This is a genomic window from Streptomyces sp. NPDC054840 (assembly GCF_053611065.1).
Genome location: NZ_JBSGZP010000017.1, coordinates 12,339 through 28,320, shown reverse-complemented (window position 1 = coordinate 28,320; position 15,982 = coordinate 12,339). Strand labels below are relative to the sequence as shown.

The following is a 15,982-nucleotide window of genomic DNA, read 5'->3' as shown; positions in this document are numbered from 1 at the left end:
GCGCGGATCACTCCGCGCCGGGCCACGCATCAGAGCCAGCCGGGCAGCCACTTGTCACCTGCCCCACCGTGCGCCCGCACCCGGCGGTGACCGCGCAGGCGGCAGCCGCCTCCAGCTGGAGGCCGTTCTCCTCGGGCGTGGGCACCGGCGAGGTCCTCAACGAACACGTTCCCGGAGACCGGTGGCCCTCTTTCGACGCGCGGGCGAGGCGACCAGACCAGCCACGTCTGCTGGGACCAGGACCGGGAACTGCGCGGCGCGCGGCTTGGAATCTTCCGCCTCGGCGACCTCAGCCGCATCGCCCCGTGGCGGCGCGTAACGGCCGGCAGCCGCTCGGTCGCACAGCGCCTACACGGAGAGCCGTTGAGGGGCCGACCCGTACCGCCGACGCAATCCTTGACCCAAACGAGAGTCGCCACAGAGCGTGAGCGACGTGGGCCTTCCTGCATCACGCAGGTACGGCCGGCGGTCGGCACCACGGCAGGCAGAAGGCCGCCTTCCCGACCGGACACGCAGCCCGCCCAGAAGAGCAGGCTCCTCAGTGACGCAACGTCAGATGGAGCGGATGCCTCACCAGGAAACGCATCCCGGTGAGCGTCACACGAGCGTCATTTCAGCGTCAGGATATCGCCCGTAACGCCCACAATGCGCATAACGCACATCGGGAAACCTGCAGGTCAGGCGCCCTTCGCGATCGGCTCCAGGATCGCCACGCACTCCACGTGGTGCGTCCCTGAGAACTCATTAAAGAGTAGGAGACTGGGAAAAATCCCAGGTCAGATCCCCTCGTTTCGTCGACGCAAAGGCTGTGTGCGTCAGAGAGGCGTCACCTCTCCCCATCTACGAGGCTGCTGACCAGCTCAGGCGCATGATCCACGTCCTGTTCTAGGATGGCGAGACCATCTCAGCGGCCCGACGGGCTTCCGCTCCACTTCCGTGGAACCGAAGGACATGCCCCCACCCGCACGAGCTACTTCGTGCTGCCTGGGGGCACTTCCTTGCTGTTCCGTGAGTCCGCGGCGTCGTTGGCCAACCGCACCCATCTTGAAGGACGGCTGGCCGAGCTCCTGAGCGAGAACTTCCTGCACAGGCACCGCCACAGGCCCCACCCGTCGGAGGTGCGCTCCTGGGAGCGCAGCATCCCGGCGCTCACCAACGCGCTCGTCGAAGCCGGGCTCGGTGAAGTCGAGATGTTGCTGGAGTACGCGCTGCCCCTGACCAGCAAGCGCGCGGACGTGATACTTGCAGGTGTTCATCCGAGTACCGGAGAGCCCTCGTACGTGGTGGTCGAGTTGAAGCAGTGGAGCGAGGCCCATCCCGAGGAGGACGATCCGCTGCTGTGCCGCATCGACGCCTACCCGGATCCGGTCCTCAACCCGATCGAGCAGGTTCGCGGCTACTGCGACTACCTCATCTCGTTCAACGGTGCCTTGGAACGGATCCCCGACTCGGTCACGGGAGTCGCCTACCTGCACAGCGCGACCGACTTCGGCGTGGCGGGGCTTCGCGCCGTCGTGGAAGACGATCGGGGCCGGATGTTCACCGGCGACCAGCGCGGAGCCTTCATCGGCTACCTGCGCTCCAAGCTGGCGGCGAAGCCGGGTGCCGAAGCAGCCGACGCGTTGCTGCAGGGTAAGGTCCGACCTTCACGGCAACTGATGGCCGTTGCCGCCGAAGAGGTGCGCAATCGCGAGCAGTTCGTGCTGCTAGACGAACAGCGGCTCGCCTACGAAACGGTCATGTCGGCAGTTCGACAGGCCCGGCGGTCAAACCGCAAGCAAGTCATCGTCGTGGCCGGCGGGCCTGGCTCCGGCAAGAGCGTGATCGCCCTCTCCCTGCTGGGCGACCTCTACCGGCGCGGTGTGCCGGCCCTGCACGCCACCGGTTCGCAGTCCTTCACCAAGACGATGCGCAAGGTCGCGGGTGCCCGCAAGCCCGAGGTGCAACGGCTCTTCCGGTACTTCAACAGCTTCATGGAGGCGGAACCGAACGACCTCGACGTGCTGGTCTGCGACGAGGCACACCGGCTCCGCAGGACCTCTGCCAACCGGTACACAAAGGCAACGCTGCGGACCGGCCGACCGCAGGTGGCAGAGCTGATGGACGCCGCCCGGGTTCCGGTGTTCCTGCTGGACCAGCACCAGGTGGTGCGTCCGGGTGAGATGGGAACCGTGGAACAGATCCAGGCGGCTGCGACCGAACAGGGGCTGGACTGCACGGTGGTCAAGCTAGACAGCCAGTTCCGATGCGGTGGCAGCGACGCCTACCTGCGGTGGGTGGTCGACCTTCTGGGACTCGAAGGTACGGCGCCCACCCCGTGGGAGCCCGACGACAAGGTGCAGCTCTTGACCGCCGACAGCCCCCAGGAGCTGGAGGGCTTCCTGGCTGCGCGGCGTTCCCAGAACTACGGTGCGCGCATCTCCGCGGGCTACTGCTGGAAGTGGACAACAAAGGTCACTTCCAGCATGCACACCCTGCCCACCGACGTTGTCATCGGCGACTGGGCCAGGCCGTGGAACCTCTTCGGCGACCGCGCCTTGCTCGGCGCCCCGCCGGCGCCCCTCTGGGCCACCGACCCTGCCGGGTTCGGACAGATCGGGTGCGTCTACACCGCGCAGGGTTTCGAGTACGACTGGTCCGGCGTGATCATGGGTCCCGACCTCGTCTGGCGTACCGACCGGTGGGTGGTGGACCGAAGCGCCTCCAAGGACCCGTCCTTCACCAAGGCCACCCCGGACGAGGACGTGGACCGCCTGATCCGCAACACCTACAAGGTGCTCCTGACCCGCGGCATGATCGGCACGGTCGTCTACTCGACGGACCCCGAAACTCGCGAGAAGCTCCGCTCACTGATCCCTTCGGCGCTCTGACCCTCGCGAGCGCCGGAGCGCACCCGATGCGGGGCCGGTGCATGCCGCTGTGGAATCCGCACCCTCCGCGGCGACTCAGGAGATAGCATGATCGCGCTGCGCACCTTTCCCGGAAGGTACGAGGCTGTGGATCCTGAGTCCGCCCCAATGAGCTGCGGGTGAGGAACGGTTGTGCCCGTCGTGTGGTGACACACGACGTGAGCGTGGACGCCCGGTAGGGCGTCCCCCTGCCATTCCGATCTCACTGCTTTGGAGTGGCCATGACCTCGGTCGAGTGCAAGCGTGCGCGTCGTGAACGGATCCGCGAGGTCCTGATCGACATCGCCTCCGCAGTCGTCTCCAACCTGTTGGTGGCGGCCCTGATGGCGATCGCAGGTCTGCTCTTCTAGTGCGGGCCGGTGGCGGGCCCGGTGAGCCCGCCACCTCACTCATGCGCCGGCTCTCGTCAGAACAGCCTCATTTCCGGGGCCTGCGGCCCCTGACCCTTCTGGCGTTTCCCCTTGCTCTTGCCCCGCCCTCGATTTCGGCCCGGCCTGGGCAGGTGAGGTGTGCGTGCCTCCACCGGCAAGTTCTCCCAAGTCGGCCGCAGACCATGGATCTCGACTCTGCCCACAAGTTTCTTGAGATAGTTCCGGGTCTCCTGGTCCGTGGAGTAGAGCACGGTGGCACGACTGGCCCGGGTCATCAGCACGTGGTACGCGTGCCGGACGAGGCGCGCGAACCCGTCGTCATCGACGCTGGCGGCCTTCACCTTCGGATCGAACGAACCAGGCTCCGCGACCCGCTTCACGCCCGGCTCCGCGGTCTTGAGTTCCTTGCCCCGCCGAAAGACCCACTGGTCACCGCGGCGCACCATGTCATCCCCCATGAGTACACCGCACCAGTCCCATTCGAGTCCCTGAGCGGTGTACACGCACCCGATCTGGCCAAGGCCGTTCTCGTGTACGGACCAGATCTTCGACGGTGGTGCGTCGTCCTCGCAGAAGCTATCGCTGTCCGCGTTCCACGGCCGGAACCACTCGCCGATACGGACGTCGGTCTCCAGCCTTCGCTCCTTGCCCAGCGGCTTCGTCCACGGCCAGCAGTAGCCCGCGACCATGCGCGCGGACGCACCGGCGAACGCTTCCGTGCGAATGATCTGTTCGAGTTCCTCAGGGGTATCCGCCACTTCGATGTGCATCAGTCCGTCCGGGCGCCATTTACCAGGGTCCTCGCCCGTCACGCCGAGCAAGGCCTTCACCCAACGGACGTAGGCATCACTGCCCCCGCATCGAAACTGTTCCCTCAACTTGTACTCGACGACGAGAGCGTTGTGCCGTTCAGCCGCTTCCTTGATCAGAGCGACGGTTCCGACTTCGTTCGGCCTCACGGACTGCCCCTCGTCCAGGAAGAACACCGTCAGGCGGGACGCGGCCAGGAGTTCGTCCACCTGCGGGCCCGTGCCTTGGTCCTCGGGCTTCCAGAATCGGCTGGTCGACCGATCCCGGAGCCGGTGCGCTTCGTCGCAGATCAGCACGTCCAAAGGCGGGTCGGGCGGGGTGACGAACCCGCTGAAGTAGGTGAACGTCTCCCTGAACTGCCGATCCCCGTAGCCGACGTGTTCCTGAAGTGCGCCGTTGAAGGCCCGGCTGCCACTGGCGTATTTCACGGTACGCCCCTGGGCCTCCAGCTCTGCCTTGATCTGCAGGCCGATGGCGCTCTTTCCTGTTCCCGCCCCACCCGTCACGAGGAAGACCACACGTCGTTCCTCGGGCACCAGCGCCGGATGAGCCGGATCCGGTAGGACCTTCGACGCGGTCTCCAGGACTTGGTCCGCGACCTTCTTCTGCCGCCCTCGCAGGGTGAAGACGGTATCGGCTCCGCGCGACCAGATCATGGCATCGAGCAGCGGGGTATTGCGCAGGCCCATGCTCTGCAGCATTCTCTCGGCCATGGAGGCCGCGCCTTCATCGGCGAAGTTCGCCCTGAAATCGGACAGCAACCGCTCCCGTCGGTCACGCGTGTACACGCGAGCGTAGGGTCCAGTCGGCGCATCCACATCGATCAGACTGCGTACCGATTCCTCCGTGGCGTTGTGCAAGTACGCGAAACCGCCGCATTCGAAGTCGGCGCCCTGAAAGGGACCCCGGAAACTGGTGAACGCCTCGTGGTACGCCTCCAATTGGAGCGTCGGATGCTTCTTCCCCTTTTCGATGCCCGGCACGCGGAGAAGTCCCGCAGCCGCCCGTTCCACCCGACTCACGGTTGACCAGCGTTTCAGCTCGACCAACTGGACGGAGGGCACGTGACGCTCCGGGTGGCGGCCCACCAGAACGACATCGATGAGGCGGGGATCACCGGAGCAGACCTCCTCATCGATCGTGGCCGCACACTCGACGATCATCTCTACGTTGCCCCGTCCCGCCGCGACCAGGTCGTTCGCGAGGCTCACGAGGCTCTCCGCCCATGCGGAACGCTCCGACTCAGAGGCATCCGCTCCCCGGAAGTACCGCCAACGGGCAGCAAGGTGCGGCACCATTCGGTCTCGCGAATCAAGTGTGAGTAGATCCTGCGCAGACAGTCGCAGGAGGAGCATGGACACGAGGTGGTTCCCCCAGGGCACGAGTGACTCGTGCGGGTGGGGGCATGTCCTGTCCAGGAAGCCCGTCGGGCCGCAATTCGGTTGGGGTGATCTTAGACAGGCCCCGGCCTGCCGAAATACGCCACCCCGACTGTCGGCCGGAACCGTGACGCTCGTGGCCGGATCACGCGATACGCGTCACCGGTCTCCCTTGAGGCCCGTCAACATGGAAATTGACGGCCCGTCCCATGCATCCTCATGGCCCAGCGATCGAAACGAATCGCACGGGTTCGGCCAGCACCGCTACCGCAGGCCCCGAGCCGGCCAGGCGCGCGGAAAGTGTTGCTTCCGCCAGCCTCGGTGGCAATGCCTCTGCGAACTTCAGTCCTCGTACGGCCCGCTCATCGACCGCTGGAAGGCAGAGCCGGTCCGCCGCACCTGCGGTGCGACTCTTCCAGGAAGCGGCCGTCACATCCTCACGCAGTCGGATCCAGTGATCGTTGACGCGCTGGCCCGGCACCGCCACCTCATCAAGGGTGGCCGCCAGTGTGGCGTTGGCCCGGTGCCCTGCCCATGTCCACCAGCGTGTGAGGCCGTCGGTGTCCCGGATGATGAGTGTGCCTCCCGGATGAACGCGTTCCAGGAAATGCCCACGCGCTTCATTCAGGGACCGGACCGCCCGCTGTGTGAGTCTGACCGGCGGATCTGCCCCCAGTAGCACTTCGCGTACCGCCCGCGACACTTCGAACGATACCCCGGGGCCGAAGCCGGCGCTGCTCCACTTCGCCTTTCCGCCCCCGTCCACGGGCTCCACGAAGCAGCGCTTCCGCCGCCAGTCGACGTAGGTGACCAGCCAGCTCCGCCCGGCGAGCAGCAGGCGGCGCGGCCCGTTCACCCGCTCGGTAAGAAGGCTGGGGTCGGTCCGACCGATCTCCGACCGGCCGTGCAGCACGGTGAACTGCGGGGGCGCGGTGAAAACTGCCGTCAGCTGCATGAAATGGCGGTGGCCAAAACGGCGTTCGGCTTCAGGTCCGATGAACAGGAGCCCCCCGTCCCGGTCCAGATAGCCCTCGTCAATCAGATGTCGCGCGATCGGTTCGGCAGCGCTACCGAAGGGGCCGAGACCGTTCCACCACTCCTGCCACAGATTCTCGCCGACACGATGCTCCTGCAGACAAAGAGCAAGCAACTGCTGCGCGACGATGTGCCGCGGCTCGGGGGGCGCGATCACGGGCTCTACCCATCCACGCGCCCACTGGAGCAGCAACCCGGCCGCATCCAGAAGCCCGGGTTCGTCCAGCGCCAGGAAGAGGCAGTTTCGCAACGTGCCAGCCCTGCGCCCGGTGCGGCCGAGTCGCTGGAGGAAGGAGGCGACGGAGGACGGGGCATCGATCTGGATCACACGGTCCAGGTCACCCACGTCGATGCCGAGTTCTAGCGTGCTGGTCGAGATGATGACGCAGTCGCGCTCTTCCGCGAAGGCTGTCTCCGCTCGTCTGCGTTCGTCGAGGGACAGCGAGGCGTGGGAGAGGAAGGTCGTGATCCCCTTCGCACGCAGTTTCTCGCCCAGTTCCTCCACAAGCCTTCGTGACTCGCAGAAGACAAGGCGCTTCTCTCCTCTGTGGAGCGAAGCGATGACAGTGGCCGCATTGTCGAGCGAACCGACGTAGTCGAGCTCGATCTCACCCGGTGGTACGACGGCAGCAGTTCCTGACTGCGAATGCGCCGGTCCTGCGAGGTGAGGCGCCACGACCCGGGCCGGCCGCTTCCCTGCGCCCGAGCCCTGGAGCCAGGTGAGCAGGTCCTCCGGGTTGCCGACCGTCGCCGAGAGCCCGATCCGCTGGAGGGGCCGTCCCACCACCCGCTGCATCCGTTCCAGCACCGCGAGGAGGTGCCACCCGCGGTCGTCACCGGCGAAGGCATGCACCTCGTCGACCACCACTGCCCTGAGCCCCGAGAAGAAGGACGTGTGGTCGACGTTGGCGCTGACCAGCATCGCTTCCAGCGACTCCGGAGTGGTCAGCAGGATGTCCGGGCGCTCGGCCAGGATCCGTTTCCTGGCGCCAGCGGTGGTGTCACCGTGCCAGAGCGCAGCCGTACGCCCCAACCAGGAGGTGTAGTTCTCCAGGCGCGGAAGCAGGTTGTTGAGCAATGCCTTGAGCGGGCAGACGTACAGCACCGAGGTGCCGGTCCAGCGGTTCTTCGCCATGCGCGAGAGGAGGGGGAAACACGCTGCCTCCGTCTTCCCCCCGGCCGTCGGAGCCAGCAGCACGGCGTCGTCACCTGCAAGAACCGGGGCTACCGACTCCTCCTGGAGTGGACGCAGGCTGCGCCAGCCCAGTGTGTTGACGATGTGGTGGACGAGCGCAGGGTCCAGCTCGCCGGAGGCGCTCACGGCAACTCCAGCTCGATGTCGTCCGCGCTTCCTGCGGCCGCGTTGCGCTCTGTTTCCGTGAGTTCGGACGAGGTGACGGTGAAGGCGTAGTGCAGCCGGGGGTCGAAGTCCTCGAACTCGTCTACCCGGTCCAGGACGTCGGCGACCAGCTTCCGCAGGAATACCCGCGGTGCGACTCCGACCTTGCCGCCGAGTCCGCCGGTGACGGCCACTGCAAGATCACTGATGTACGCGTCGTCGACCCGCTCGCCGATCCGGTCGGGATGGCGCGCCTCCTCCCGGTACAGGTTCCTCACCGCCCGGCCGAGCTCGCCGAGATGCGGAAGATCGAAGCCCGCCAGACGAAGCTGGACCGCGCGGGGGGAGTCGAAGCGCGGGTCCGTGGTGAAGTCGGTGGCGAGTCGTTGCGCGAGGGGGGCCAGACGCTGAGCGCCTTGCTGGCCGTCGTAGAACGCCGGGGTGCCGGTGATGACGAGGAAGAGTCCGGGGAAGCGTCCGGCGTCGATCTCGTCGAGGAGCTGCCGCAGGGCGTTGAGCCCTTTCTCCCGGACATCTCCTCGAACGCGTTGCAGCGTTTCGATCTCGTCGAGGACGAGGAGCAGTCCGGGGTGTCCACAGTCACGCAGCACGGTCAGGAGCCCCTGGAGAAAGCCCAGCGCCGCGAAGTGGTCGAGGTCGCCACGGACGCCGGCCGCACGGCGCGCAGAGGCCGCGACGGACTTCTGTCCGCCCAGCCAAGCGATGAGAGCTTCGGCGGTGGCTCCGTCCCCAGCCGCAACGGCCCGCCGATAGCCGCGCAGCGCTGCGGCAAAGGCAGGCGTCGTGCGGGCGACTTCCGCCAGCCGTCGTTCCATCAGTGCGTCGACTGCCTCGGCGAGCCCTGCCTCGTCGTCCTCGTCGGCCTCTCCGGCGTCGAGGACCTCCTCCTCCAAGGTGTAGAACCACGAATCGACCACGGCCCGCAGGGCACTGGGCTGATGCGTTGCGGTGGTCAGTCGCTCGGTCAACCTGCGGTAGACCGTCTCCAGCCGGTGCAGCGGCGTCTCCGTCTCGGAGATCTGCACTTCGGCCGTGGCGAGGCCTGCCCTCTTCGCGCGTTCGGCGAGCCAGCGGGCGAAGAACGTCTTGCCGGAACCGTAGTCACCACGAATGGCGTGGAAGGCAGCGCCGCCCCGCGAGGCCGTCGCCAGATCGTCGTCGAGTGCCGCCTCGAATCGGCCGAGGCCGACCGCGAGGAGGTCGAGACCCGCTTGGGGTACGGTTCCGCGCCGCAGCGCGTCGATGACCTCGCGCCGCCGGACCGCGCTGGCCTGGGACAGCGGGCCCGTCATCGTGACCCCTGAGTCGGCAGGAACTGACCGCGCAGCAGCGTCTCGTCGAGTTTCACCGTGTGACCGCCGTCGATGAACCCGAGGACGGGGTACCCCTCGACGTTCAGCAGCCGCTGGACCGTGACGACGAAGCCTTCGATGTTTCGTCGCACGCGTCCGGTTGCCGAAATCGCTGCCGCCAGGGCCGCCGGGGACATGGTGCCGCCCGCCGCGACCAGCTCATCGATCACGGCTGCCACGATCTTTGCTTCCGGCGCCTTGCGCACGTACGCCTTCTGCGCCTCGTAGACCTCACTCGCCACCACTTGGTCGCCGAGGCTGAGCGGTGCGGCAAGGAGTTCCTCGCCCCCGCGGCCGTCGGCCGTCACCACGTCCGCGTCTGTGAACAGTTCCTCGGACTGCTTCGGAGTCTTGCTCTGCTTGGGCTTCGGAGACGTGCCTTCGCTTGACGGAACGGGCTCCGCCGACGGCGCGATGGCGGCAGAGGCCCGCCACCACAACGGTGCGGCCTGCTCCCGGGGAAGCGGATCCCAGCCCTGAGGCGCCAGCTCGGCCGAGGGCGCAAGGACCAGCACGGGCACGGTCACCTCGGCCAGGGCGGCGCCGCCGTGGTATCCGGCCCGGCGACCCGAGTAGCGGATGTTCTCGCGCCAAGGCACGACGATCGTCCCGGCCCCGTCCAGCACGCGGGGACCGCTGAGGTTCACTTCCCCTTCCTGGGCGTCCGTGCCGGGCCGCCAGCGGGCGGATCCGACCGGGCCGGTCACCTCGACCGGGCCATTGCCCGGTTCGCGCTCCAGAACGTGCCCGTGGTCGGACGTCAGGACGACCGGCCGGCCGTAACTACGGGCTGCGGCCAGCAGCTCGCGCAGGTACGTGACGTCGTGCAGCGACCACGCGGTGCGCTGGCCCTGCTGCCCGGAGTCGAGGGCGTCGTCGATCGTGTTGAGGACAACTCCGACCACGTAGTCCGAGGCGAGGGCGAGAAGCAGTTCCGGGGCGAGGAAGTGCCCGGCGTCGCCGCCGATCGAGGCCTTGTGGAAGAGCTGCGCGTCCTTGCGGCGCTTCCTCCAGAAGGCAGCGAAGCCCGATGATTCCACCGACTGACCGCCCGCCACCGCGGACCCGGTCAGCAGTGAGGCCCTGCTCACCTGGGTCACCGAGGGGAGCATCGTCACTGCCGCGAGGCGCTGTGCGGGTTCGCCCTGTGCCGGACGCGGAATGACCTCCCGCCAGCCCTCGCGTTCCGTTTCCTCACCGAGCTGGGCCGCGACGGCACTGTTCATGCCGTCCAGCACGATGACGAGTGGAGGCGCGCCGGCGGCCAGCGGTCGCACTACGGTCTCCAGAACGTTCTCGACCACCAGAGCGCCGCCCGGCTGCTGAGCAGTGGCATGGAGCGTCCAGCCGGCCAGCTGCCGGGCGAAAGCCTCATCGAGGACTTCCCGACGGTCCCGCCCCTCGGCATACAGCGCACGCAGGTGCCGTGCAGCCTCCCGGTCGCCGCCGGGATCTCCGCTCCACAGCACTGTGAGTGCCCGGTCGGCCCATCCCCAATCGGCTACATGCGCTGCGACTCCCGCCGCCACCCCGGGGACGGCGGGTACTGGCAGGCGCAGCCAGCGTGCGAGACGTACGGCCATCTCCGCGACCCTTACCCGGTCGGGGAAAAGCCCGGCCAGGGCATGCCCGGTCAGGTCTGCGAGTTCGTTCTCGCCCGCGTCCGGTGACTGGCGGGCCGCCGCGATCGCCGCCCCCAGCTGGGCTGCGAAGCTGGAGGGGAGGAAGCGGCTGGCGGCCAGGCCTGTCGTGAGACCCGCGTCGCGTGCCAGCTCATCAGCCCGGTCGAGTACCGCGAAGACGCGCTGTCTGGCGCTGTCACTGCTGCGGGCCTCGGAGATCCAGCGGATCAGGGTCCCTTCCACCGCATCGGTGAAAGCGGTGAGTTCGGCGCGCCGGGGGCGTGCCTGACCGAAGAGGCCGCCGACGGCGAGGACCGTGTCCGGGCTCGCAGCCGGATCGCGCAGTGCTGCGCCGAGCAGCCCGAGTGCCATGGCGTCCGTCCCCCGCCCCGTTTCCGCGAGCGCGAGCAGCACCGGTACGGCCGGGCCGGCGACCTCGCCGAGCCACTTCTTCAGCTCGCTCCGCTCGACCTCCTTGAGTTCGGCGAACCGGCGGGGTCCTGCGGTCGTGCGGGACCAGGCGAGCAGGGAGTCCGCGTCGATGGCGGTTTCCCTCGACGTGTCCGCGGAGCCTGCGGGCCGGACCAGCCCGAGGCGTTCGACGACCAGGGCGCGCAGGGCCGAGTCCCGGGTGAGTACTCCTGCGGCTCTCGGCCAGCCACCTTCGGCGGGTTCGGCGTCAAGCAGAGCTTCCAGCAGCCAGTCCTCGCGGTACATCCGCATGTCCAGGCCGGCGGCACCGAAGCGCTGCAGGACGATCTCGGCCCTGTCCACCGTGAGCGTGCGCCGGCGCACCGCGTGTCCGCGCAGGTCCCAGCCGAGGTCTGCGTCGTCCACTCCGGTGGTGACCACGAGCAGGCTGCCCGGGGCCGCGTCCGTTCGGTGCTCCTGCCACGCGGCGAGAAGCCCGAGGACGGACGACTCGTCGCGCACACTCACGCGCCGCGGCTCACCGCCCACCGTGGCCGTGAAGGCACCGGTGGCCCCCAGTGCGTAGCGGCCGTGAATCAGCATCAGAGAGCGGTCGCGCAGCGCGGAGGCGTTCTTTTCCAGCAGGGCCTCGATCGTGCGGCGGCCGACCTGCGGAAGAGGTTGGGCCATCAGTTGTCAGCCTCTTCGGTGTCGGCCGCACCCGCATCGGCCTCGACGACCTGCCACAAGACCTGGACGCGTGCGCCGGGATGGGAGGTGAGGAAGGTGTGGAGCTCGCTGCTGAGATCCGCGACGGTGGCAGCCAGACTGGCTTCGAGCCGCGTCGGCTCGACGAGGTACGTGCCGTGGGAGCCCTTCGGGCCGGGGGTGGGTGCGATCGGCGGGGTGGGAGCAGGCGCCGGCCACTGCGTTCCCTGCCGGGGGTCCACCACCTGCGGAGAGACGGTGGGCACGGACGGCTTGCCGTGCTGCGTGAGCCGGATGTCCTCGGCGGTCGGCTGCACCGGGGCCGGCTGCGGCGTCGTCGGCTGAGCCGCCTGCGCGAGCCGAGTGGCCTCCCGCATCAGCGCCATGGCCGATCCCTGGATGCCGGCGAGGACCGGGGCGAGTGACTCGTCCGGAGACTCGTGGCTGTTCGCCACACGGCGGACGGTGGCCAGGAGACCGCGGGCCCGGTCGCCGACGGAGTCGTCACGTGTCGACAACTCGTGGACCGTGTCGAGCAGGGGCGGCCACTCCTCGGAGTGGAGCGCGGAGAGCACATCGGGTGCCTGCTTGAGAGCAGCCCCGATCTCCTCGTCGCCGACCTCGTAGGCGACGCTTGCGATCTCCTGCACCACAAGGGTCGGATCACTGGTACGCAGTACGCGTGCCATGAGATCAGCGGCAGCCTTCAGGGACTGCAGTCGCGGCGCCTGCGCGCCACCGGGCCCCTCCAGGCCCAGGCGGCCGGCGTGCTTCTGCAGCAGGTCGCGCACCCCTGCAACGGCCTTGCGGTGTTCGTCCGCGACGCTCCGCACCTTGGTGGCGAGTTGCGCGACGTTACGGGCGAAGAGCACCGGCGAGACGTGCACCCCGAAGATGACGCCCGCCCGGCGCAGGGCGCTGCTGAACGCGTCGTCGTCCGGCAGCGGCACAGCCCGCAACCCGTAGCCGGGGCCGATCTTGTCGAGCTCCGGCGCCTGCGGCAGCGTGGAGGTCTGGTAGATCCACGTGCGGTCGTCAAGCAGGGCGTAGGAGGCGATGAGCAGGTTGCTCACGTGCCGGTCGAGCCCTTCGTAACCCATCTCGGAGATCCAGGTACGGATGGTCTCCACGGCGATGTCGCCGTCGGCATCGGCACTCTCCGCCGCCCGCTTGTTGATGCGCAGCCGCCAGTCGTTGGTGACGACGAGGGGACCGTCGTGCACCTCGCCGAGACCGAGGGCGTGCACGATCTTCCGGACCTTCTCCAGATGGTGGCCGTCGACCACCACGCGGCGCGACCCGTCCTCCATCGCCCGGGTGATCCATTGGAGAGTGGTCTTGAGGTCGCCCAGCGTGATGGCCTTGCGGCTCAACCGGGGGTCGAAATCCGGGTGCTTGGGATAGCGCGCCGCGTACATCTCGTCGGCGAGCACCAGCAGGTTCTTCTCGAAGTCGATGGAAGGCTCGGGCCGGGTCCGCTCGAAGCCGCGCTGGAGGGAGATCAGGTGCTGCCCCTCCGGCACCTGCGCCCCGACCGTCCCGGGCTCTGCCCGGTTGATCCCGTACAGCTCCAGGAGCGAGGTGGTGAGCCGCTCTGTGAGGCTGTCCCGCGAGGCCTTGAGCTGGTTGCGGATCTGAGTGCGTTCCTCTGCGGGGCGGGTGGCCGTGTGGTCCTCCAGCCGGTCCCGCTCCAGCAGGTAGTTGATCTTCAGGAGGCGGCCGAGCTGCCGCCCCGTCTGCTCAGAGAAGAAGTCGGGCAGCCAGACGAGGACGGGCTCGTTCCAGCCTGCCCGCCTGAGCTTGTCGATCCGCTGGAGGTCGTCCATTGGCGAGTGGTCGGCGTCGTCGAAGGGGTAGTCGAAGACGATGCGGATGTTGCCAGGGAGCTGCGGCGTGAACTCCTCGTCCGGCAGGTGGCTGTCGCGCACGTTGCCGAAGACGAACTCGACCCCGCGCTTGGTACCGCGCCAGACGACTTCCCGCTCGCAGACGAAGGACTCGGTGTCCTTGACGCCCAGCGCCCGCCACAGCTGGTCCTTGATCCACTGGCGGCGGTACCCGAGCTGGTCGGCGGCCCCCTGGACCTCTTCGAGGAGGGGCTCCACGTCCAGATCCGACAGGTGCAGGTGGAAGACGGGGTCGCTGGTGTCCCCCTCGCTGCGCAGCTCTCCGTCGTAGTCGACCTGGAGGTCCCGCAGCCGCTTGACGGCAACGGAGCCGGCGTCCCCGACCCGGGTGCGGATCGCGCCGTGGTTCAGCGCGGCGAGCCGACTGCCGGTGAGGCGGGTCAAGGCGGGCACGTTGGGGGCAAGGGCGGCCAGCAGCAGCGTCTTGACCAGCCGGTCGTCGGTCTGGAAGCGCTTGTCGTCCTTCGACTTGTACTTCTCCAGGAGGGTGTCCTTGACCCGGCCGTGGAAGCGGTGTGCGATCTCCGACTCGCGGCGCAGTTTCGGCGTGAAGGCCGCACCGGTGCGGTCCGCGATGACGTCGTACAGGTCTCCGAGCGGGATCAGCTCTCCGAGCTTGAGGTCGTCTCGACGGCGGCGCAGCAGCTCCTGCACCAGCTTCAGGCCGGTCCGCTCGCGCTGCAGGGCGCCGGAGAGGTCGACGAGTACGTTCAGCAGCGCCGGGGAGAGCGGGTAGAGCTCGCGGAAGTCGTCCCAGCTGGCCTCGGTACGGCCCTGCGCGTCGAGGAGGACCTGCCGTACCTCGTCGTTCGACGACTCCACGATCTTGAACGCGTCGTCGCGGACGGACTCCATGCCCGGCTTGGGTGAGAGCACGCGGTGCTTGATGATCTCAACGAGATTGCTGTCTTCGAGATTGACGACGTCGAAGCGCTCGGCGAGGTACTCGATCTGCTGCTCGAGGTTCTCTACGTCGGCACCCGCGACATCGCTGCCGATGAGCTGGGACAGGTCCCGCTGGCGGGAGATGAACGACACGATCGGCACCGGACGTCCGCTGTCCGCGGACTCGATCAGCTTGACCAGCCGCTGGACCTGGTCCCGGACGAAGTCCTGCTTGCCCATGTTCGCCTGGAGCCACAGCACCAGCTCGTCCAGGAAGAGCACGACACCGGTGTAGCCGAGCGACTGGGCATGCCGGGAGATGATCTTGAGGCCGTTCTCCAGCGGTACATAGGCCCCTGCCTCGCCGCGGACGCCCTGGGCGTACGAGGCCATGGGCCCGGCCAGCAGAGCCGAGACCAACGCCTCACGGTACGGGTCGTCGTCGGCGGAAGCGGTGAATGCCCGGTCGAAGTCGGCGCCGGTCCAGCCGCCCGCAGCCGGTACGCCAGCACCTGTGTCCAGCGGCGGCATGTCGTCGGGATCCGCTTCCACGGGCGCGGCGCTGCTGGGAACGAGCGCAACCGCCCCCTTACCCAGCCACTGCAGGAACTTCGCATCGTCGGCCAGGAACGCACGCTGGGCCTCGGCGTCGGCGAGCAGGGCGTCGGCCCGGAAGACCGGGGGCAGCGGCTGGTCGGGGTGGAGCTCGCGCACGGTGTGCACGTAGCCGCCCAGCAGCGCCGAGTCGAGGTCGGTGGAGCCGACGAGGTGGTAGGGGATCATCAGGAACCGGCTCTGCCGCAGCCAGTCCTGGTGCGGCGCGACCACTTCCATGAGGCGGGGCTTGGCATAGACCGCGGAGTGGTTGTTGAGCACCGCGTGCAGCACGGACAGGAAGTGGCTCTTACCCGAACCGAAGGACCCGTGCAGGTAGGCCGCGTGCGAGTTCCCCGTCCGGACCCCGTTCGACACGATGCTCAGCGCGTGCCGGAAAGCACCCTGGAGCTGCTCGGTGACGACGTACTCGGCAACGCGAGCATCGGTCTCGCTGAATCCCTGAGAGAGCTCGATCTTGAAGTCGCCCGCATGGACGTCTTCCTTGATGTCGATGACATCCTTCAGGAAGAGCTCGCTCGTAGGCATCAGGCGATCAGTCCCTCGGTCGGTGGCTTGGCGTGCGTCACACGGTGTGCGCTGGTCGGCACGCCTCAATCTTGCCAGGCCCACGGCGGG

Annotated in this window: 7 protein-coding genes; 2 read left to right on the top strand and 5 right to left on the bottom strand. The window is 68.1% G+C overall.

The features are described 5' to 3' along the window. The first annotated feature begins 998 nt into the window (after window positions 1-998). Together ACWGIU_RS02970 and ACWGIU_RS02965 are read left to right on the top strand one after the other, a co-directional pair. Window positions 999-2,870, top strand: coding sequence for a DNA/RNA helicase domain-containing protein (locus tag ACWGIU_RS02970; protein ID WP_453701907.1), 1,872 nt, complete (start codon window positions 999-1,001; stop codon window positions 2,868-2,870). 260 nt (window positions 2,871-3,130) lie between these two features. After that, window positions 3,131-3,259, top strand: coding sequence for a DUF6408 family protein (locus ACWGIU_RS02965; RefSeq protein WP_266397138.1), 129 nt, complete (start codon window positions 3,131-3,133; stop codon window positions 3,257-3,259). A gap of 56 nt (window positions 3,260-3,315) precedes the next feature. Here ACWGIU_RS02965 and ACWGIU_RS02960 read toward each other — a convergent pair whose 3' ends face one another. The 5 genes from ACWGIU_RS02960 to ACWGIU_RS02940 all read right to left on the bottom strand — a co-directional run bounded on the left by ACWGIU_RS02960 (window position 3,316) and on the right by ACWGIU_RS02940 (window position 15,892). Continuing rightward, window positions 3,316-5,301 (bottom strand): DUF2075 domain-containing protein, encoded by a 1,986-nt coding sequence (locus tag ACWGIU_RS02960; protein WP_453701906.1) that lies wholly within the window; start codon window positions 5,299-5,301, stop codon window positions 3,316-3,318. A gap of 385 nt (window positions 5,302-5,686) precedes the next feature. Beyond that, a complete protein-coding gene (locus ACWGIU_RS02955) occupies window positions 5,687-7,825 on the bottom strand; it encodes a DEAD/DEAH box helicase (protein WP_453701905.1) in 2,139 nt (712 codons plus the stop codon). Next, window positions 7,822-9,156: a BREX system ATP-binding protein BrxD gene (brxD, locus tag ACWGIU_RS02950; RefSeq protein ID WP_453701904.1), complete on the bottom strand. Its 1,335-nt coding sequence runs from the start codon at window positions 9,154-9,156 to the stop codon at window positions 7,822-7,824. The genes ACWGIU_RS02955 and brxD overlap by 4 nt, the downstream gene beginning before the upstream one ends. Continuing rightward, on the bottom strand, window positions 9,153-11,939 hold the full coding sequence (gene pglZ, locus ACWGIU_RS02945; RefSeq protein WP_453701903.1) for a BREX-2 system phosphatase PglZ: 2,787 nt from the start codon (window positions 11,937-11,939) through the stop codon (window positions 9,153-9,155). Before pglZ ends, brxD begins: the two co-directional genes overlap by 4 nt. Beyond that, a complete protein-coding gene (locus ACWGIU_RS02940) occupies window positions 11,939-15,892 on the bottom strand; it encodes a PglY protein (protein WP_453701902.1) in 3,954 nt (1,317 codons plus the stop codon). Before ACWGIU_RS02940 ends, pglZ begins: the two co-directional genes overlap by 1 nt. Window positions 15,893-15,982 lie beyond the last annotated feature (90 nt).